Annotated in this window: 21 protein-coding genes; 4 read left to right on the top strand and 17 right to left on the bottom strand. The window is 46.1% G+C overall.

All coding sequences use genetic code 11. From position 1 onward, the window contains the following. Positions 1-59 precede the first annotated feature (59 nt). The 13 genes from accB to MHB46_RS24525 all read right to left on the bottom strand — a co-directional run bounded on the left by accB (position 60) and on the right by MHB46_RS24525 (position 10556). Complete coding sequence (gene accB, locus MHB46_RS24465; RefSeq protein WP_039270944.1) at positions 60-551, bottom strand: acetyl-CoA carboxylase biotin carboxyl carrier protein; 492 nt, start codon at positions 549-551, stop codon at positions 60-62. A 138-nt stretch (positions 552-689) separates the two neighbouring features. Beyond that, a complete protein-coding gene (locus MHB46_RS24470) occupies positions 690-1514 on the bottom strand; it encodes a SpoIIIAH-like family protein (protein WP_165177318.1) in 825 nt (274 codons plus the stop codon). Positions 1515-1576: 62 nt separating this feature from the next. Then, entirely contained in the window at positions 1577-2218 is a 642-nt protein-coding gene (gene spoIIIAG, locus MHB46_RS24475) for a stage III sporulation protein AG (protein WP_029517255.1), read from the bottom strand. A gap of 16 nt (positions 2219-2234) precedes the next feature. After that, on the bottom strand, positions 2235-3005 hold the full coding sequence (gene spoIIIAF, locus MHB46_RS24480) for a stage III sporulation protein AF (protein ID WP_341163802.1): 771 nt from the start codon (positions 3003-3005) through the stop codon (positions 2235-2237). A 39-nt stretch (positions 3006-3044) separates the two neighbouring features. After that, the gene (gene spoIIIAE, locus MHB46_RS24485; protein WP_039270939.1) at positions 3045-4235 is read right to left on the bottom strand and encodes a stage III sporulation protein AE; all 1191 of its coding nucleotides are present in this window, start codon (positions 4233-4235) and stop codon (positions 3045-3047) included. Between the two features lie 12 nt (positions 4236-4247). After that, positions 4248-4637, bottom strand: coding sequence for a stage III sporulation protein AD (gene spoIIIAD, locus MHB46_RS24490; protein ID WP_039270937.1), 390 nt, complete (start codon positions 4635-4637; stop codon positions 4248-4250). 8 nt (positions 4638-4645) lie between these two features. Beyond that, positions 4646-4849, bottom strand: coding sequence for a stage III sporulation protein AC (gene spoIIIAC, locus MHB46_RS24495; protein WP_010345636.1), 204 nt, complete (start codon positions 4847-4849; stop codon positions 4646-4648). A 12-nt stretch (positions 4850-4861) separates the two neighbouring features. Further along, positions 4862-5380, bottom strand: a complete 519-nt coding sequence (gene spoIIIAB, locus MHB46_RS24500; RefSeq protein ID WP_029517252.1) for a stage III sporulation protein SpoIIIAB — start codon at positions 5378-5380, stop codon at positions 4862-4864. Beyond that, the gene (spoIIIAA, locus tag MHB46_RS24505; RefSeq protein ID WP_013310828.1) at positions 5373-6368 is read right to left on the bottom strand and encodes a stage III sporulation protein AA; all 996 of its coding nucleotides are present in this window, start codon (positions 6366-6368) and stop codon (positions 5373-5375) included. Before spoIIIAA ends, spoIIIAB begins: the two co-directional genes overlap by 8 nt. A 410-nt stretch (positions 6369-6778) precedes the next feature. After that, a complete protein-coding gene (locus tag MHB46_RS24510; protein ID WP_028540593.1) occupies positions 6779-8032 on the bottom strand; it encodes an aspartate kinase in 1254 nt (417 codons plus the stop codon). Positions 8033-8228: 196 nt separating this feature from the next. Beyond that, a complete protein-coding gene (gene efp, locus MHB46_RS24515; protein WP_029517249.1) occupies positions 8229-8786 on the bottom strand; it encodes an elongation factor P in 558 nt (185 codons plus the stop codon). A 33-nt stretch (positions 8787-8819) separates the two neighbouring features. Beyond that, positions 8820-9893 carry a M24 family metallopeptidase gene (locus MHB46_RS24520; protein ID WP_061829060.1) on the bottom strand — a complete coding sequence of 358 codons (1074 nt, stop codon included), beginning with the start codon at positions 9891-9893 and terminating at the stop codon, positions 8820-8822. Between the two features lie 81 nt (positions 9894-9974). Next, positions 9975-10556, bottom strand: a complete 582-nt coding sequence (locus MHB46_RS24525) for a YqhR family membrane protein (protein WP_341163803.1) — start codon at positions 10554-10556, stop codon at positions 9975-9977. 286 nt (positions 10557-10842) lie between these two features. Here MHB46_RS24525 and MHB46_RS24530 point away from each other — a divergent pair, with 286 nt between their 5' ends. From MHB46_RS24530 to MHB46_RS24540, 3 genes are all read left to right on the top strand, one after another. Beyond that, a complete protein-coding gene (locus MHB46_RS24530; RefSeq protein ID WP_341163804.1) occupies positions 10843-11844 on the top strand; it encodes an ABC transporter substrate-binding protein in 1002 nt (333 codons plus the stop codon). A 176-nt stretch (positions 11845-12020) separates the two neighbouring features. Beyond that, a complete protein-coding gene (locus MHB46_RS24535; RefSeq protein ID WP_039270928.1) occupies positions 12021-13013 on the top strand; it encodes a DUF1385 domain-containing protein in 993 nt (330 codons plus the stop codon). A 7-nt stretch (positions 13014-13020) separates the two neighbouring features. Beyond that, positions 13021-13341, top strand: coding sequence for a hypothetical protein (locus tag MHB46_RS24540; RefSeq protein WP_039270926.1), 321 nt, complete (start codon positions 13021-13023; stop codon positions 13339-13341). Between the two features lie 117 nt (positions 13342-13458). On the opposite strand, the gene MHB46_RS24545 is transcribed toward MHB46_RS24540, so the two are convergent. From MHB46_RS24545 to mntR, 3 genes are all read right to left on the bottom strand, one after another. Further along, complete coding sequence (locus MHB46_RS24545) at positions 13459-14448, bottom strand: patatin-like phospholipase family protein (protein WP_341163805.1); 990 nt, start codon at positions 14446-14448, stop codon at positions 13459-13461. Positions 14449-14543: 95 nt separating this feature from the next. After that, positions 14544-16286 carry a family 10 glycosylhydrolase gene (locus MHB46_RS24550; protein ID WP_341163806.1) on the bottom strand — a complete coding sequence of 581 codons (1743 nt, stop codon included), beginning with the start codon at positions 16284-16286 and terminating at the stop codon, positions 14544-14546. A gap of 136 nt (positions 16287-16422) precedes the next feature. Then, entirely contained in the window at positions 16423-16848 is a 426-nt protein-coding gene (gene mntR / locus MHB46_RS24555) for a transcriptional regulator MntR (protein ID WP_007430946.1), read from the bottom strand. A gap of 252 nt (positions 16849-17100) precedes the next feature. Between mntR and splB the strand changes: the two genes are divergently transcribed. Next, on the top strand, positions 17101-18165 hold the full coding sequence (gene splB, locus MHB46_RS24560; RefSeq protein WP_341163807.1) for a spore photoproduct lyase: 1065 nt from the start codon (positions 17101-17103) through the stop codon (positions 18163-18165). On the opposite strand, the gene MHB46_RS24565 is transcribed toward splB, so the two are convergent. Continuing rightward, positions 18158-18874: a cytochrome c biogenesis CcdA family protein gene (locus MHB46_RS24565; RefSeq protein WP_250262059.1), complete on the bottom strand. Its 717-nt coding sequence runs from the start codon at positions 18872-18874 to the stop codon at positions 18158-18160. The genes splB and MHB46_RS24565 overlap by 8 nt on opposite strands. Positions 18875-18931: the final 57 nt, after the last annotated feature.

Here is an 18931-nt window from a genome sequence, read left to right on the forward strand (position 1 = left end):
ACTTTACCTCCCTGGGAGCAGTCTTGCCGAACCCTCAAAAGAGGGTTCAAACAAGCTCTTTACTCCGGTTTCACAAGGAACAATGGCTGGCCATACTCGACCAACTGTCCGTTTTCGGCCAAAATTTCCACAATTTCGCCCTTCACTTCAGCTTCCAGCTCATTCATCAGCTTCATCGCTTCAATGATACATACCGTTGTTTTTTCGCCCACTTTGCTGCCAATACTCACATACGGAGCCGTATCCGGGGATGAAGAACTATAGAAAGTGCCTACCATCGGAGATACGATTTTATGTAGATTGCTTGCATATTCCCTCGGTTCCCCAGCAGTTGCAGGTCCAACATCGGACTGTACTTGTGGATTTGGAATAACAGCTTGTGGTGCCACTGCATAAGTAGGTGTTGCCACAGGAGCCTGTACCGTAACGATCTCGCTTTTGCCAGGTTTTCGGATCAACAGGCGAGTTCCTTCATTTTCAATTTCAAGCTCATGCACAGACGTTTCATCCACCAGCTTGATCAATTCCTTAATCTCGCTTAATTTAAACATCTCTATTAATCACTCCTTCAGCATTTTGCCGGTTGCTGATTACATTGTTGAAACAGCTTTATGTATTATATCACAATCATTAAAAATAGAAAGAGCCCGGAATAATGCAGAAATCCGGGCTTTTTCGCGTTTTTTGTCTTATTGTGTAACATACTGGACACTGATCTTATCCTGCGATACGTTCAGTTCCTTCATGACTTTATCAACAATTGTTACCGCTTGCTTAGCATCCAATTTTTCACTCAGAACCACTACTTTGTATTTATCAGCATCTTCCTCACGGACGACCGCATTGGCGAACTGCTGCTGAAGCTCTTCTTCGATTCCAGTAATTTTAGCCTGCTTATCTTCAAGTACATGTAATTCCTTTTGAGCCTCCGCGGCTTTCTTTGGTGTGCTGTCGTTCATTGCGGTAGTCAGTTCATCATTTTTCTTCTGATTTTCCACGTCCCGTTCCAGCAAATAGTTGTCAATCACAGCTGCTGCTGTAGGTTGGGCAGCTTGATCGGTTGCCACTTGATCCAGTACCTGCTGGTCGGTTTTGGCTGTAGAGGCTGCTTTGTCGTCACTTTGTGCTGTCGCGTCCGTCTTAGTCGCAGTTGTGTTTTGATCGGATGTCGCTGGTTCAGTAGTAGGGGTAACTGCCGTATCTTTATCGCCTTTTGAGTTTTCTGTTGCTGGGTCAGTTGTGGAAGCCGTATCCGATTTTGTGGAAGTTGCTGATGCTCCATCAGTTACTTCTCCATTCGTCACTACTTCATTTACCTTCAGTTCTTTCAATTGTTCCTCTGCCTTCGTCGTTGCTTCCTGTGCGGCATCCTGCTTAACCTTGCTCACTTGCTCACTATCGGCTACTGGTGGATTGGCAGGGCTTGAGTCCTCCGTAAACAAATAATACGCAGACAGCACGACCATTAAACTCAGCATGGACACCAGCCAAACGGTTTGTCTTTTGTTATTCATGTTCCGTCCTCCATATTCATTAATGGTTTAAAATATAAACTTCTTTGCTCTTAAATTCCAAATTACCCCTGTTTGCGCGGTACGACTGAAATTTTGTAGGAAGGTACATTTAGTCCCTTCTGTACAGCATCGACAATTAGCTGCTTCACTGTAGGGTTTTCTGCCCCCATAGCCACAACAAGCACTCCCCTCACCTGCGGTTTTACTTTTTTTGTCACAATCGGGGTGTGCTGGCCACCTGATGACTCATAGGTGACAATCTCGCCATCACGTGTATATTGAGTAGTGTGCCGTTGTCCGCCATTGGCGTCCGTCTCGTTGTTCTCTTCTTGCATGTCCTTTACATTGCGTTGAACGATAACTTCTTCGGTGGAATCTACCGTAACCATGACATCGACGGTTCCTACGCCAACAATCTGCTCCAGCATCTGTTTCATATTGTCCTCAAAAACCTTCTCGATCCCGGCAAAGGAACTTTCTTCACCTGTTGTTGTCTCTAACGTAGGCTCATTTTTCATCACGCCAGGCGGCTCACGGCCTACGTTTTCTGGATCAACCTTTTTCACATTAACGAATGAATTAAAAAGCATGATCGCTACACCGATAAGGCCAAGTATAAGCAGCCAACGAAATGAGTTGAATCTTTTCGCCCCATCCGCCCCTCCACCCAGCCATTGCTCCAGCTTTTTCAGCCATTTGCTCATTTCTGCTCACCTCCTGTTACCATTCATGTGTTCCATCCTGCGAAGAAACCACCTGAACATTTTTGCTGTCTATCCCCCATTTTTCACGTAGAAGTCCTGTAATTAGGCCAAAAGCTTTCGTATCCGTTGGCTTTCCGTCCTCAGCAGTTTTATCAGGATTACGATCATCTTCTCGTGTTCCTTCATTAAGTTCTGAATTTTTTGTATGTGTCGGTTCCACACGAATATTCACTGTCTTTTCGGCTACAGGCTCCACCATTATCGGCTTGGCATCTGCACCAGGCGAGCCCTCTGTGTTGTTCTTTTCTTTTTCTGGCTGCTGCTCTGCCAATTTGACCACTACCGACTGGACACCCGTTCCTGCCTCCAGCTCCGATTCCTTCTGTTGAATCTTTGCAAGGGTAACCTGGACCGACTGAATTGCTAACCCAGTATATTGTTCCAACTGTCCTTTCATTTCCTTAGCTACCTCTTTGCCGGCCCATTGCATGGAGCTTTGTTCTTGCTGTTGCTTCAACTGGCTGCCTTTTGCTAAAATCTCCTCCAATGTCGGTTCCCTCTTGCCTGTCTCAGCCTGACGTTGAAGATCCAATGCTCGCCCTAGAACCTCGGAGGGGCTGCTACTCAGTAAGCGCACGACCGGAGACAGCAACGTCAGCAAAATAAGCAGGCTGAGAACGAGTTTGACATACCTTTCCATAGATCGGCTCGGTAAGATCATATCGACAAAAGAAGCCAGCAACACGATTAGCACCAGTTCCTTAAGCCAGCCTCCCAGCCAGGTCACTTCACTCCCCTCCCCCCTTGTTGGTTTACATGCATTGGTTCACCTCATCATGACCGTCATATTGCCTGCTGCGAGCATGACTGTAATCGCAAGGAAAGACATTAATCCCACTGCCGCCAGCGCCGCGAAAACATAAATCATGCTCTTGCCGATTGCATCCAGACATTCCACGATAGGCGTATCACCCAAAGGCTGCATGATCGCTGCTGTCACTTTATAAATGAGAGCCAGTGTCAGAATCTTGAGGGCGGGAAAGGCGCACAGGAACAATATAATAATGACTCCTACCAGACCAATGGCATTTTTAACGAGCAGCGAAGCCGAAATGACTGTATCTGTCGCATCTGCCAACGCCTTGCCGACCACCGGAACAAAGCTACCCGTAATATATTTGGCTGTGCGGATCGTTAATCCGTCAGTAACTGACGAAGTCAAGCCTTGTACCGAAATGACTCCCAGAAATATGGTCAGCAGCACTCCCAGCACTGCTACTCCAGCGTTCCGCATCAGATCGGCTAGCTGGGTCAGTTTGTATTTGCCCGTCAGCGAGTTGACCAAGTACAGCACAGCCGAGAAGAACAGTAGCGGGAAAACCAGCGTATGAATGACTGTTCCGACTGTGTTGATCATAAATACAATCAGCGGGTGGGTCACCGAAACTGTTACGACGTTCCCCATCGAGGCTAACATGGTAAACAACAAGGGCAACATTGCCATCATGAAGTGAATCATGCTATCAATCGCTTCTTTGGCATAACCAATCGCTACACTAAAGCTATTAATCGCCAGAATGATAATGACCATGTATACGATAGCGTAGGCCACTTTGCTGACCTGTTTGCTTTCAAAAGCGCTTTGCAGCGTTTCCAGCACCATACTCATAATGCTGAGCATGACGATGGTGACGAGCAACTTGGCATTTACTCGGATTTCATGGATGAAAAAATCAGCTATAGCGCTCAATACACCCTTTATGCTGAATCCTTCACCGCCTGGAAGCAGCATGTCCATGAAGGAAGGCGTTTTCTGATCAGGGAAAAATCCGCCGTATTCCTGCATGAGCCCGTCCCAATAATGTTCTACTTCATCTTTGGGCATTTGCTCCGCCTGCTGTCTGATCCATTCGTTAGTCGGTGTATCTGCAAAGAGGACCGCAGCTGAGGCACACCAAAGACATAGCAACAACATCGCAATTACTTTGAGATTCGGCATGCCCCCTAGCCTTTTCATGGCATCACCCCCTCAGGCGGGCATCAGCTTCAGAATGGTATCAATAATAATGCTGATAATCGGGATTGCGAGCACCATAATGAGTACCTTTCCGGTAAGCTCAATTTTGGAAGCAATCCCATCTTGTCCTGCATCCCGAACGATTTGCGCTCCAAATTCAGCAATATAAGCGATACCGATTATTTTCAATACGGTTTTAAAATAGATCATATCCATGCCTGAAGACCGAGCCAGTCGCTCCAGTACAGAAACCACAGATCCGATCTTGCCAATCAGCAGCAAAAAAATGACGATTCCCGCAGCTGTTGCAATCAAAAAGGCAAACATCGGCTTCTGTTCCTTAATGACTAAAATGAGGACTGTGGCAATGAGGGCGAAGCCCACCACCTGAATGATTTCCATGTGTCCACCTACTGAAAAAGAAAGATAGATTTGATCTCTTGCAGAAGGTTATCCAGCATTCGCACCACCATGAACAGGACCACGACGAAACCGATGACCGTTACCCAGTGGGCCATGTCTTCTTTGCCCATTTGCTTTAATACGGTATGAATCATAGCGATAATAATGCCAATTCCGGCAATCTGGAAAATCGCATTCACTTCTAAATTCATTCGAGCACCCCGCTAATAGATCAAAATGACGATCAATGCTCCGATCAGCAGTCCCAGGCTCCTGCTCATACGCTCGTACCTCACCTGATCTGCCTGCGCCTGCGCTTCCTCATGGGATAACTGCTGGATGGTCAGCGCAATGTGCTTGATCTGGTCTTCACGGTCGCTGGTTCCAAGACTGTAAGCAAGCTGCCGCATCGCTTCCTTCTCGGCTTGCTTCATAGAGGAACGGCTCCACGAGTCTTCAATGGCTTTATGCAAGCTTTCTCTGGCAGTCAGGCCAAAAGAGGGGTGCATCCAGCGTGAGGCTTGCTGAAACAGAGTGCGCAGCGGCTCTCGCAAGGGCTCTCCTGTCTTGGCGAAAGCATCTGGTAGCGGAGACACCCCGTAGGAAACCTCGGTGGTCAGTCTTTGCAGCGCAAGAATCAACTCCCTGATTTGCCGCGGCCTCATCGCAAACTGCCTTGCTCGCTGCCAGCCTGCCAGCGTAGCGGCCAGTATAACCAAGGCGGCACCCAGCAACTTAAGCATAGGAGATGCCCCCATTCTGCCCTTCTCCAGGCAGTGTAATCCTGCGTTGCTTGGCATCTGCCAGCCGGAATGAGACGCCCCGGCTCGTCCGCTCCAGCATGACGTAGAGTTGAAACAGCTCTTGCCCTGTAGTTAATCCAGCAAAAGCAGGCCGGGTCGCCATTTCAGCCACATCGCGACCATGTGCGGAAGCAATGACTGCAATGCCTGCATGAAGCGCTTCGCGCACCGCCTCCGCATCTTCCGGTCGTCCGATTTCATCAACAATGAGGACATCCGGTGACATCGAGCGGATCATCATCATCATGCCTTCTGCTTTCGGACATCCGTCCAATACATCGGTGCGAGGTCCGACATCAAAACCGGGGATACCTTTGTGACTGCCAGCGATCTCAGAGCGTTCGTCTATAATGCCTACCTTGAGTCCATTCCGTCGCCCCCCATTGCTTTCCATCCCTCCGTAACTGAGTTGCCGAGCCAAGTCCCTAAGCAGTGTCGTTTTGCCATGCTGAGGAGGGGACAAAATGAGGGTGTGCCGGATTTTCCCGGACATTCGATCTGCTACATAAGGCAATATCCGATCAGCTATGCCGGGAATTGCACGAGCAATTCTTACATTAAAGCTGCTTATATCCCTCAAATGTTCCACTCGTCCTCGGTTGAGCACGGTTCTCCCTGCCAAGCCAATACGATGACCGCCAGGGATCGTAATAAACCCTTTACGAAGCTCCTCTTCCATGGTATACAGGGAATGATTGCTGATAAAATCCAGCAGTCGGTGGGCATCCTCACGGTCAGGCTTATAGGCTTCTACATGGTTCAAAGTCAGCCGACCCGCAGACGTTACAAAATGATGATCACCATTTGCATTAATTTCCAACGGCCTTCCTTCCCTGACCCGGATTTCTTCCAGTTGCTTAAATACCGTTTCCGGAAGCCTTCCGAGTATACCGTGCAACGGTTCGGGAAATAACTCCAGCCATTCCATACCGATGCCGCCCCCTCACAGTTGTCCTTTTTCTTTAAGACAAGTCTATGGTTGACTCTCGCTTTTTATGCCGAAAATATATTGAAAACCTAGGCAAACTTTTGCTAACTCCTATCAACGCTCAACAGACCTTTCCCCCGCTTGTTAAAGCACCATTCTCTAATTCGCACAAATAAAAAAGGGCCTCTCAAAGCCTTGTCGGCTAAGGGATGCCTTGGGTAGAAAAGATAGATTCAGCAAAAAAGAGGCTGCCCCTCAGTTTAACTCTCACTGATGGAACAACCTCTTAACCTACTGCTGTATTCTATGATTTATCAAACTATAAATAGAGGACTTATAATGTATCAACCTTTACCTGTCATAGCATCGTTCACATTAGACATATTCATGTCTAGATCACGTTGCAGTTATTAACGACGGTCTTGCGGTCCACCCACAAACGCTTGCTCCTCGGTGTCCAGGTTATAAGCTGTATGCAACGCCTGAATAACCTCATGAAGCTTACCCGCTTCAATTACACACGATACTTTGATTTCAGATGTGCTTACCATTTTAATGCTAACGCCTTGCTCTGCCAGTACGGCAAACATTTGCGCAGCAACACCTGGATGGCTAACCATTCCTGCACCTACAATGGATACCTTCACCAGATTTTCCTCAGACGTTACTTCACGGTACGGAAGCTCTCCACGAATACCTTCCAGCGTCTTCAATGCTGCTTCACGATCCGTCAGAGCTACTGTAAAGGAGAAATCTGCTTTACCAGCTTCGACCCCGCTCTGTACAATAATGTCTACATCAATTTTAGCTGCCGCCAGTGTTCCGAATACTTTCGCCAGTACACCGGGGATATCGGCGACGCCCAAAATACTGATTCTTGCTACATTTTTATCATATGCAATCCCACTGACTACAACGCCCTGTTCCATTACTGCATCCTCCTTTACGACCGTTCCTTCATTATGGTTAAAACTGGACCGCACAATCAGCGGTACCCGGTTATGTTTGGCATATTCTACCGCACGAGGATGCAATACAGCTGCACCCAGATTGGCTAATTCCAGCATTTCATCATAAGAAATTTCTTTTAGCTTACGAGCAACCTTCACGATCCGTGGATCTGTTGAATATATACCGTCCACATCCGTGTAAATTTCGCAGGCATCCGCTTGAATCGCCGCCGCCAGCGCAACGGCCGTCGTATCAGAGCCACCACGTCCCAGCGTCGTAATGTCTCCCTCTGCAGACATCCCTTGGAAACCAGCTACAACAACGATCTTGTTGCTGCTCAGTGCATCAAGCACACGCTGAGGTTGAATGTCCGTAATCCGTGCTCGACCAAAGTCAGATTCAGTACGAAAACCAGCCTGCCATCCCGTAAACGATACCGCTTCATGACCCAACTGCTGAATAGCCATCGACAATAAGGCGATTGAAATTTGCTCACCTGTCGTCATCAACATATCCAACTCACGTGCAGGCAACTGCTCATTCAACAATTTGGCCTGGTCAATCAGTTCGTCTGTCGTGTCTCCCATTGCGGAAACGACCACTACACATTGATGCCCTTCACTCTGTTTCTCAACAACGCGTTTTGCCACGCGCTTCATGCGCTCCGTGTCACCGACGGAACTGCCTCCGAATTTCATGACATACAAAGACAACGTTATTCACTCCCTCAGACTCAACAGTATGTAACCTTGAGATGGCACCAAACGACTGAACGTGACATCCTGCGGCATAACTTTAGTACAGTATAATACGAAAGTGCTGTGTGGAGCCAATGTTTTTTAATATTAGTGCTTATAAAAATATCCCCTGCCCTTAACAAGGACAGAGGAAATCTAAAAGTTGCAAATTTTATGCGCGAGACATGTATTTGCCGTCACGTGTATCAATCAACAATACGTCATCTTGGTTAATGAACAAAGGAACTTGAACATTCAAACCCGTTTCCAGTTTGGCATTTTTGGTAGCACCTGTAGCTGTATTACCTTTAATGCCTGGCTCTGTTTCGATTACTTTCAGTTCCACGCTTGTAGGCAGGTTAATACCCAGAATTTCGCCGTTATAGCTGACGATATTTACATTCATGTTTTCTTTCAGGAAGTTAAGCTCCCATTTCAGTTGATCGCTGGACAATGTAAATTGATCATATGTTTCATTATCCATGAATGTATGGTCGTCTGCACTAGCGTACAGATAGGACACACCACGATTTTCGATTTGCGCCCGACCGATCGTTTCACCCGCACGGAATGTACGTTCAACGGTGTTACCGTTACGCAAGTTTTTCAACTTTGAGCGTACGAATGCAGCACCTTTACCCGGTTTTACGTGTTGGAAATCCAGCACCGTAAAAATATCTCCGTCTACCTCGACGGTCAAACCTGTTTTAAAATCATTTACGTTAATCACTAAAATACCCCTCCTACAGGACTGTTATCGTTATTAAACGACTGTAAATTCTTTGCTCGAATGTGTTAATACTTTGATGCCGCTATCTGTAATAACGATATCATCCTCGATCCGTACACCGCCCAATCCAGGGACATAGATACCTGGCTCGACCGTTACCACCATACCCGGCTCCAGAATATCATCACTCGCCTTCGACAGACGTGTAGATTCATGTACTTCAAGACCCAGACCATGACCTGTACTGTGCCCGAAATTGTCTCCATAGCCATGGCTCGCAATAATATCCCGGGTCAGTGCATCCGCTTCACGGCCTGTCATGCCCGGCTTAATATGTTCGAGTGCGTGAAGCTGCGCCTTAAGTACAATATCGTAGATTTCGCGCAACTGGGGCGCCAAATCCCCTTGTGTAGCCACTGTACGTGTCAAATCAGAGCAATAGCCATCCAGCAACGCACCAAAATCAAACGTAATCAGCTCGCCTGCTTGTACTAACTTAGCACTGGCTACGCCATGAGGCAATGCCGAACGAACCCCGGAAGCCACAATTGTGTCAAATGAAGAGGACGTAGCTCCCTGCTTGCGCATGAAGAATTCCATTTCCAGATCCAGCTCACGCTCGCTGACACCTGGCTTGATGTAAGGTAAAATGTGTGCAAATGTAGCATCTGCCAAATCCGCTGCCCGCTGCATCACTTCCAGCTCTTCTGCATCCTTGTACACTCTTAACTTCTCCACAATGCCCGACACCGGAACCAGTGAAATAGGTGACAAATCTTCGCTATAAGCTTTATGCGTCGCAACAGTTACAGCATCTTGCTCGAAGCCTGTTTCGCTGATCTGATGGGAAGACAGCAATTCTTTCACCGTTTCCATGACCTGTGCAGCGTGCTGCACCACCGTGAAGCCTTCAGCTTGTTCGGTCGCTTGCGTCATATAGCGAAAGTCAGTCAGCAAATAGCTATGGGATTCCGTAATCAGCACATAACCCGCCGAACCTGTGAAGCCTGTCAAATATCGACGATTGACAGGGCTAGTAATTAGCATAGCCCGCAGATTATGCTCGCCCAGCGCCTGCCGCAGCTTTAACACCCGGTCATTCTTCATCTTTCATTCCGCTCCCCTCTGTCAAATAACCAAATGCTATTTTAACACAGGGAATAGGCGCTTGAGAAGTTTTTGTTACGTTCAGCCCTCAGCTTTCTCAGGCTCGCGCTTTCTTTCATCCGTATACTCGACAGCAACAGTATATCCGATAAATAGTCCCCACAGCATAAACACACAAATTTCCGTATATAAGGAATTCCATGTTAACCGATTAGGAGGATTCATCATCCCTAGCTTAGGACCTGTTAATACAAATAAAACAACCCACCAAATCAGGCCATATACAATTCCGGGTAAAGGACCCTTAAATCTGCGCAGCAACAGAGTGTACACCAGTGAAGCTACGACGGATAATGCAATAAAAAACAGTAGCCCTACCAGATGCCCCGCCATGGTGTTCATAAACGAATGCTTGAAAAAAGGCTCTGAGAGAAAGCCAGGCGCTACTACCGTAAAGTGCAACTTATAAAACAGCCAGCGCAGCAATCCCCAGAGCAAACCCGCAAAAAAACCCAACTCAAGTGCAAAAGGAATGAGAGGCGTATGTATTTTGCCTGACTGCTGCCTGCCTCTACCACTGTCGTTATGATTACGTTGATCCTGAGATTCGCGAGACTGCTCCTGTTCATGGCCTATCTTGGGTATAGAGTAGGTTTCACTCATGTTGTTTAATCCCCTTTCAATATGCAAACTTTTTTCGTGGTAAAGACTATTGCAATCGGAAATGCATGTACTTTCATCGGATTTTGTATTCCTATTTTGCTAGGTAGTATGCTCAAAAGGAGGATCGTTTAACAATGAACCGGAATGCTGAATAATAGCAGCTTACCAATTAAGCGTTCGGACCCGTTTTTTGCATTGACAAAATTTCAATCCTCTATCATAATATAATGATGAAAATGATAATCATTATCATTTTCTAAAAACATATATACGGGAGAATGCTTCTATGAAAAAGGGACTCATTGGCATTTTATTATTAATGGTTTTTACGCTCACTTTGGCAGGTTGCGGAGCAGCCGACAAAGCATCGGATAAAGATCAGGCACCCACGTCGGGTAGCAAACCGACTGACACAGCGACCGGTCCTGTGACGGTAAAGCATAATCGTGGTGAGATCACGCTCGACAAGCCCGCACAGCGTGTCGTAGTACTGGAATGGACATTTACAGAGGATTTGATTGCATTGGGCGTTCAGCCGGTTGGTAATGCTGACAATGCCAACTACAAGGTGTATGTGACACCGGAGGCGGCTCTGGACAGCAGCGTGGTCGATGTCGGTACGCGTAACGAGCCGAACCTGGAGGCGATTGCTGCATTGAAGCCGGATCTGATCATTTCCAATGTTGATGGGAATGAAGCTATCTATGATCAACTCAAGGCCATCGCTCCGACGATCGAATATAATCTGAACGATGGTAACGGCTACGATCATGATAAAATGGTAGAAATTTTTAATAGCATCGCAGTCGCTCTTGGAAAAGAAGACAAAGCTAAGCAGGTGCTTGCCGAACTGGATCAGCATTATGCTGAAGCCAAAGAAAAGCTCACCGCTGCTGGCAAGTCGGATTATCATTATATACTGACACAGGCTTTCACTTCGCAAAATGCGGCCAGCCTCCGTATGTTTTCGGATAATTCAGTCGTCGTGGCAACACTGGCGAAGATCGGTATGATTAATGATTGGAAACCGAGCAAAGTTGAACAGTATGGCTTTTCAACTGCAGGCATTGAAGCTCTGTCTGCCGTTCAGGATAGCAACTTTATCTATATTGTGCAGCCGGACGATAATGTTTTCGGTGCACCTATGAAAAATAATTCGGTTTGGAACGGTCTGAATTTCGTTAAAGAAAAACGTACCTATTCACTGAGCGGTACGACATGGACATTTGGCGGTCCTCTCTCATCAAAAGGACTGGTTGACCAGGTTGTTGGGGCGATTACAAAATAAGTTGTTTTCCAAATATTCATTCGGTTTTATAATGATTAGCATTTATGTGAGCAGTCTGACGCTCCATAAATGCTTTTTTTATAAGCCTGTGGTTACACCAGTTTCAACTAACTAGATATTCCCTTCCAAATTCGATACAATATACAAAAAAGCATGTATTAAGAGAGGTGAGACGGTTGTCACAAGCATCCAAGCCTGTGAGCTACGGCGGTCAGGCAGTCATTGAAGGTGTCATGTTCGGCGGCAAGCGTGTCAATGTCACGGCAGTTCGCCGCAAAACTGGCGAAATCACATATTTGGAAGTACCACGCAAGGAGCAATCCTGGGTATCCAAATTCCGCAGAATTCCTTTATTGCGGGGGATTGTAAGCATCATCGACTCCAGCGCCAAAGGTACCAAGCATTTAAACTATTCGGCCGATGCGTATGCTGATGATGAAGTAGATCCGGAAGAACGCGCTGAGCAAAAGAAAAAAGAAGAATCTCGCTGGAGTCTGAGTATGATGATCGGTGTGGCGGCGGTCGGTATTTTGTCATTCCTGTTTGGCAAAATTGTATTGACTCTCGTTCCGGTTATTGTAGAGAATTTCCTGTTCGGTAGCTTGTTTCACAGCCAAATTTTGCATAACCTCGCAGAAGGAGCTATTAAGCTGATTCTGTTACTGGCTTATTTGTGGGGTATTTCCCAAACTCCGTTAATTAAACGATTGTTTCAATATCATGGTGCAGAGCATAAAGTAATTACTGCATTCGAAGCTGGGGAAGAACTAACTCCGGCCAATGTACAGAAATACAGTCGTCTACATTACCGCTGTGGTAGTAGCTTTATTATGCTGACTGTGATCATCGGAGTGCTTGTCTATTCCTTATTTACCTACGATAGTCTGTGGGAACGTATGGGGCAACGGCTTTTACTACTTCCGATCGTACTGGGGCTTTCTTTTGAATTCCTCAAGCTAACCAATGCCCTTCGTGAAATTCCGGTACTTCGTTATTTAGGTTACCCCGGTCTGTGGCTGCAACTACTTACCACCAAAGAACCGACTGATGATCAAGTTGAGGTATCTATTGCCTCATTTAAGCGTATGCTTGAATTGGATGCTGAGTTGGAAAATGTACCTGTAAAGGAGACCTTCAACAGTCCGGTCCTTGATCCTGTGAAAGGATGAGTGAATAATGAACAGACATGCCGTTATTTTCTGGCTTACCCTTGCTTTGGGTGCATATGGGATTGTGGATATGCTATGGAGAGGAAGCTGGGGCTTTCTCATAAGTTTACTAATTCCCGTCCTTGTTTTTGCAGTTATATTTCTGCTATACAAATACCTGCCAGGACAACGTAGCCGTACTCCCAAAATCAAACCCTCTGTGCGTACCATGGCCAAAACAGCCAACGCACGTAAGCAGCAAACTACAGGCAAGCGCAAAGCGTATCCTTTTCATGTAATTGAGGGTTCCAAGGGAAAGAATGAAGAAGAACAACCTAAATATCATTAATGATAATCATCCTTTAAAATGTAGCACAAAGGAGCCATCACCCGCGTATTCAAATATGACGGGGAAGATGCTCCTTTTTTACACCCTTTTAAATTAACTTTAACTGCAAGTAAGTGTTTATTTCATAGCGTACAGGGTATCCTTCATCAATTGATATTTGCTATACTGCTGCTGGTAAGAAGTGATGCTCCATTTGTGGAAAAAAGCATCCCCTGCCTGCACACCGGAAGCATACAACAAATCACTTTGCTCTGTAGAAATATTAAATTGTGCAGTGCGGATACCCAATGTTGGAATCTTAATCGTCCGATACCGATTCTCCTGCTCAATATATCGCTCATCGTGTGCTGATAGCATGGTATCAAAAATAGCCTGCAGCATGGTCAATGGACCCCGTATATAAGAAACTTTGGTCTCCGTACCCGTTTTGCCCACCATTTGAAACCCTACCGTTGGGATCGTTTTGGCCTCACGTTCATTTACAGGCTCATCAAAAAGCCACAAAGGCAAATTGCTTAGTAAAGCCCCATCAACTACAAATACAAATTGCTGAGAAAAAGTCTTTCCCTTGGCAATTGCAGAATCAAGCCTTAACATAACGGGATCAAAAAAATAAGGGATACTTGTGCTCATCCGAATGGCTTTAGCTACCTCCAGTGAAGATGGATTGATACCAAAACGTTTGATATCCTCAGGAAGCACCAGAATGCGTCCATTCGTGATATCTGATGCTATAATGCGCAATTTGCCAGGAGGTAAATCCGCGAACGTACGCACTCCCTTAGCTCGTAACAGCTCACGTACCCAGTGCTCCAGTGCCTCCCCTGAGTAGAGCCCTTTTTTAAGAAAGATACGAGCTGCTGGTCCAACCCACTTAATATTGAACACTGGAGAACGTCGTAACAACTTGACCAAGGGGGTTTTCTCAATTACGGCTTTCATTTCATCCGCAGAGTATCCCGCCGCCAATAAAGCAGCTACAATAGAACCTGATGATGTACCTGCCAAACGATTGAATACAATTCCATGCTCCTCTGCAGCCTTAACTGCACCCGCCAGCGAAATTCCCTTAACCCCTCCACCCTGGAACACAGCATTGATCAGCATAGATCAAAAAACCTCCGTTCTCTTGGGAGTAAGCAGTTCTACTGCTTATGTATGAGAACGGAGGCCCAAATAGAACCTATATGATCCAATTTATATCACATTTGATAATAATTTTGAAGAAGCTGAATGAGTCCGTATGGATTTTTACGCAAATGCTGTGCACTAAAGTAAATATCGCCTCTGACCTGTTTATAATTTTCGTTCAGTTCAAGCTGCTTAATTAGCTCTTGAGCCGTTTGCCAGCCCTTTTCAGGGGTACCGATCTTATACGGAGAATGACCGATATACAGCTTAACATCTGTGTTTTTGACCTCATTGGACCACCATGCGACAAGCTTGTCATATCCCGCCGCCGGGAAACCGATACTCCAGTAAATTTGTGGAGCTATATAATCAATCCATTCTTTGTTAATCCAGGTTCTTACATCCGCAAACGTCGTATCGTACGCTGTAACGCCTGCCTTCGTGTCTGAACCCGTTAAATCCTGAGATTTGTTACGCCATACCCCAAAAGGACTAATTCCAAATTGAACTTTAGACTTGCTGCCATGAATACTTTTGCCCAAATCGCGGACAAAACTGTTCACATTATCTCTCCGCCAGTCGCCCTTGTTAGAGATTTTGTTGGCATTATATACTTTGAAGGTCGCATCATCATCAAAAGTCCCGCTGTAAGGATAAAAATAATCGTCCAAATGCACACCGTCAATATCATATCCGTTCACGACCTCCATAATCGCCGCAATGACATGCTGACGTGCAGCCGGAATTCCTGGATTGATGTACAATTGGCTACCATTCTTAACAATCCAGTCCGGGTGTTGATTAGCCACATGGTTTGCAGCCAAACCGCTGGTTGTTCCTGTGGAATTCGCACGGAATGGATTAAACCAAGCATGAAATTCCATCCCTCGCTTATGCGATTCGCTAATCATAAATTTCAAGGGATCATAGCCTGGATTTTTACCTTGGGTGTTGGTCAAATACTTGCTCCATGGTACGAGACTTGAGGGATAGAGCGCATCACCGCTGGCACGAACCTGAACAAATACCGCATTGATGCCCATCCCCTGCAAATCATCGAGCATTTTAGTAAACTCCTGCTTTTGCTTCTCGGAGCTGCTTCGGGCAGCGGAAGAAGGCCAATCTCCATTAATGGTAGAAATCCATGCTCCACGCATAGAAGTTGAAGCCTTTACCTGAACAACATTTGCCTGCGAAGAACTTGAACCCTCCTCACTAGTAGACGTTGACGGTGAAGTGACAACCGCCTGCTCATCATCGATAGCTCCCTGATTTCTACTTACACTGTTCTGATTGCTTGATGCAGACGTATCTGATATGGAGCCGCTGCTTCCGGCAGAAGTGTCCCCGCCAGTAGAGACACCTTCCTTACCACTGCTTAACGTAATGACTCGCTCTGAAGCTTGCCAATCTACTTTTAATCCCAACTCTTCCCCAACAAAACGCAGTGGCACCATGACTCTCCCGCTTGTCATACGGGCAGATGCATCCAGTCGAACTGACTTGCCATTCACTGTAGCGCTTTGTGCACCGTTCTCCATAGATATATTTTTGTTCTGTGCTGTAATCGTTACCGTACCGGACGATTCCGACCAGTTGACCTGAGCGCCCAATCCCTCACTAATCACTCGCAAAGGAACCATCGTAACATTGGCTCCCTGTACAATATACGGTGACGCGTCACTTTGCAGGGACTGTCCGTCCAATATAATTTCAATATCACCAGTTGGAGCTGCTTGAACTCCAGGAACGATGGCAGTCTGCACTGCTAAGAGTAGACCTGCAGCCAACGCCACTATTTTCTTTCGATTCATATTATTACAATCCTCCGCTAACCCTGTTAATTTTAACCCCTATCTTGTCCTGCTATATAATGGATAGACGCTAATAACCGGATATTTGTTGCGGTCGGGACAAATAAAAAAGCATCGTCCGTAAGGACAGATGCTTTTAGGAATCTCCACTCAATTCCTTGTGTATGTCATGAAGCTGGCGCAAGCGATCTTCATCCCGGCGAAAATATTCGACCAATGTTTCGATACGGGTGATGGAATCCCAGCTCAGATGATGCTCAATACCTTCCACATCTTTATATATCAGGTCCTTGTCAACCCCAATCATATCCAGAAATTGCTCTAATAACTGATGGCGATCAACCAACCGTTTGCCGACCTTTTTCCCTTTCGGTGTCAAAATCAGTCCCCGATACTTCTCATATACAAGATAATCGTCCTTATCCAACTTCTGAATCATTTTGGTGACAGACGAAGGATGCACCTCTAACCCCTCTGCGATATCCGAGACACGAGCATAGCCCTTCTCATCAATCAGTTGGTAAATGCGTTCCAAATAATCTTCCATGCTTGGCGTTGGCACTTGTTTCCCTCTTTTCTGTTATTGAACGGGCGCTTACCGCCTTCATTTCCTGCGTTAAACCTACTATGTAATGATACATGTTATCATTGCCCATTGGCAAGTCTCATCCCTTCACTCACAGCTATTGCCACGATTTGTTCAATTTAAGCCGGGCATACTAATATCGTCGTTCTGTATCGGTTTATTTCTGCGGCAAAATGTTAAAGTTGGACACCAGAGCACTGTGGATTTATTTCGAAAGGAGCGTTAGCCATGTCTACGCTTGAGCGTACTCCTGTCCAAACCAGAGGAACCAAGCCATTTTTGCCTGACCTGGTGTTTTTTGAGCCAGACGCACTGAATTATCCCAAGGGCCAGCGTATTATGGATTGGGTTAAAGCCAAGGATATTCCGTATCGGATGACTACCTCTCACAACCGAATTACCAATTTACCAGGTGAAACTGAAGTTGAAAAGTACCGAATGGCAAAAAAAACTTTGGTAGTCGGTATCCGTAAAACGTTGACTTTTGACCAATCCAAACCCTCTGCCGAATACGCTATCCCCATTTCGACTGGTTGCATGGGGCACTGTCACTACTGTTATTTACAAACAACCTTGGGAGCAAAACCGTATATTCGTGTATATGTCAACACTGACGATATCTTATCAGCAGCTAAAGCTTATATCGAGGAGCGTGCGCCTGAAATTACCCGTTTTGAAGCAGCTTGTACCTCCGATCCGGTTGGTTTGGAGCATATCACCGGAACGCTTGGAGACTTGATTCGTTTCATGGCAGATGAGGAATTTGGTCGTCTGCGTTTTGTTACTAAATATCATCATGTTGATCCATTGCTGGATATTAAACATAATGGTCATACTCGCATCCGCTTTAGCATTAATTCCGATTATGTAATTAAACAGTTTGAACCTGCAACTTCACGCTTCGAGGAACGTATTGAAGCCGCGGGCAAAATCGCACGAGCCGGTTATCCATTGGGGTTCATCATTGCACCCATCATCTGGTATGACGGCTGGGAAGAAGGCTACGGCGAGTTGCTGCGTAAATTGGGAGAAACCTTGCCCCAGCATGCTACAAAAAATTTGACGTTCGAATTAATTCAGCATCGCTTCACCAAAACATCCAAAGCTGTCATCGAGAAACGTTATCCGAAAACCAAGCTGGAAATGGACATAGAGAAACGCAAGAAAAAATGGGGCCGCTGGGGACAAAACAAATATGTTTATCCCGATGAACAGCAAAATGCACTACGAGAGTTTATCACAGAGCGCATTTTTGAACATTTCCCTTTAAGTCGTATTGAATATTTCACATAACTAGCATCCAATCTGGGGTAATCCGTTGTAAAAATAGCGTTACGTCAGTCATATGATCCGTTACCAGTAAAATGCCAGTGATAACAAGTAGTATGCCACCTGTTTTGATTAGGATGGAGGTATAGCGAGAGGATAGTCGAACAGAGCCTGCCAGCAAAGCTAATACAAAAAATGGAATCGCAAAGCCAAGCGCATAGCCTGTAATCAGCTTGAACCAAATGTGATGCTCTACTGCCGCCAAAGCGATAATAGCTGTTAGCATGGGACCGATACAGGGCGACCAGCCTGCCGCAAACCCAATTCCGATCACAAAGGAACCGGCGTACCCGGCAGGCTTCCATGTCCAGCGAAGCTTATGCTCCCTCATTAGAATCAAAGGACGCACCACACCAAGAGATACCAGTCCCATTAGTAAAATAAGTAACCCTGCTACCACTCTTAGCGTATCCCCATAATTAGCAAACCATTCTCCAAGCAACCCGACACTTGCACCCAGTGAATAGAAAACGACCGAAAAGCCCAATACAAAAGCAAGTGTATGTCCCATCGTACGATAACGAACCTCGGCCTTGTGCCGCCCTTCAGCCAGTTCACGTGCAGACATCCCTGTCATATACGATAAATAAGATGGATACAGCGGTAAACAACACGGTGAAAAAAAAGAAACCAGTCCGGCTACGATCGCCAACCCGGCGTTGATATTTGTCATCATATTCCCTCCCACCTGTCTTAAGTGAACACGAACAAACAAGCCCTGCCTACTAAA

The organism is Paenibacillus sp. FSL H7-0703 (genome assembly GCF_038003485.1).
In the GTDB taxonomy this organism is placed as follows: Bacteria; Bacillota; Bacilli; order Paenibacillales; family Paenibacillaceae; genus Paenibacillus; species Paenibacillus polymyxa_B.

What these genes read in the sequence shown, in the direction of transcription:
- accB (WP_039270944.1), bottom strand. Translation starts at nt 551, where the DNA reads ATGTTTAAATTAAGCGAGATTAAGGAATTGATCAAGCTGGTGGATGAA.
- MHB46_RS24470 (WP_165177318.1), bottom strand. Translation starts at nt 1,514, where the DNA reads ATGAATAACAAAAGACAAACCGTTTGGCTGGTGTCCATGCTGAGTTTA.
- spoIIIAG (WP_029517255.1), bottom strand. Translation starts at nt 2,218, where the DNA reads ATGAGCAAATGGCTGAAAAAGCTGGAGCAATGGCTGGGTGGAGGGGCG.
- spoIIIAE (WP_039270939.1), bottom strand. Translation starts at nt 4,235, where the DNA reads ATGAAAAGGCTAGGGGGCATGCCGAATCTCAAAGTAATTGCGATGTTG.
- spoIIIAD (WP_039270937.1), bottom strand. Translation starts at nt 4,637, where the DNA reads ATGGAAATCATTCAGGTGGTGGGCTTCGCCCTCATTGCCACAGTCCTC.
- spoIIIAC (WP_010345636.1), bottom strand. Translation starts at nt 4,849, where the DNA reads ATGAATTTAGAAGTGAATGCGATTTTCCAGATTGCCGGAATTGGCATT.
- spoIIIAB (WP_029517252.1), bottom strand. Translation starts at nt 5,380, where the DNA reads ATGCTTAAGTTGCTGGGTGCCGCCTTGGTTATACTGGCCGCTACGCTG.
- spoIIIAA (WP_013310828.1), bottom strand. Translation starts at nt 6,368, where the DNA reads ATGGAATGGCTGGAGTTATTTCCCGAACCGTTGCACGGTATACTCGGA.
- MHB46_RS24520 (WP_061829060.1), bottom strand. Translation starts at nt 9,893, where the DNA reads ATGAAGAATGACCGGGTGTTAAAGCTGCGGCAGGCGCTGGGCGAGCAT.
- MHB46_RS24525 (WP_341163803.1), bottom strand. Translation starts at nt 10,556, where the DNA reads ATGAGTGAAACCTACTCTATACCCAAGATAGGCCATGAACAGGAGCAG.
- MHB46_RS24530 (WP_341163804.1), top strand. Translation starts at nt 10,843, where the DNA reads ATGAAAAAGGGACTCATTGGCATTTTATTATTAATGGTTTTTACGCTC.
- MHB46_RS24540 (WP_039270926.1), top strand. Translation starts at nt 13,021, where the DNA reads ATGAACAGACATGCCGTTATTTTCTGGCTTACCCTTGCTTTGGGTGCA.
- MHB46_RS24545 (WP_341163805.1), bottom strand. Translation starts at nt 14,448, where the DNA reads ATGCTGATCAATGCTGTGTTCCAGGGTGGAGGGGTTAAGGGAATTTCG.
- MHB46_RS24550 (WP_341163806.1), bottom strand. Translation starts at nt 16,286, where the DNA reads ATGAATCGAAAGAAAATAGTGGCGTTGGCTGCAGGTCTACTCTTAGCA.
- splB (WP_341163807.1), top strand. Translation starts at nt 17,101, where the DNA reads ATGTCTACGCTTGAGCGTACTCCTGTCCAAACCAGAGGAACCAAGCCA.
- MHB46_RS24565 (WP_250262059.1), bottom strand. Translation starts at nt 18,874, where the DNA reads ATGACAAATATCAACGCCGGGTTGGCGATCGTAGCCGGACTGGTTTCT.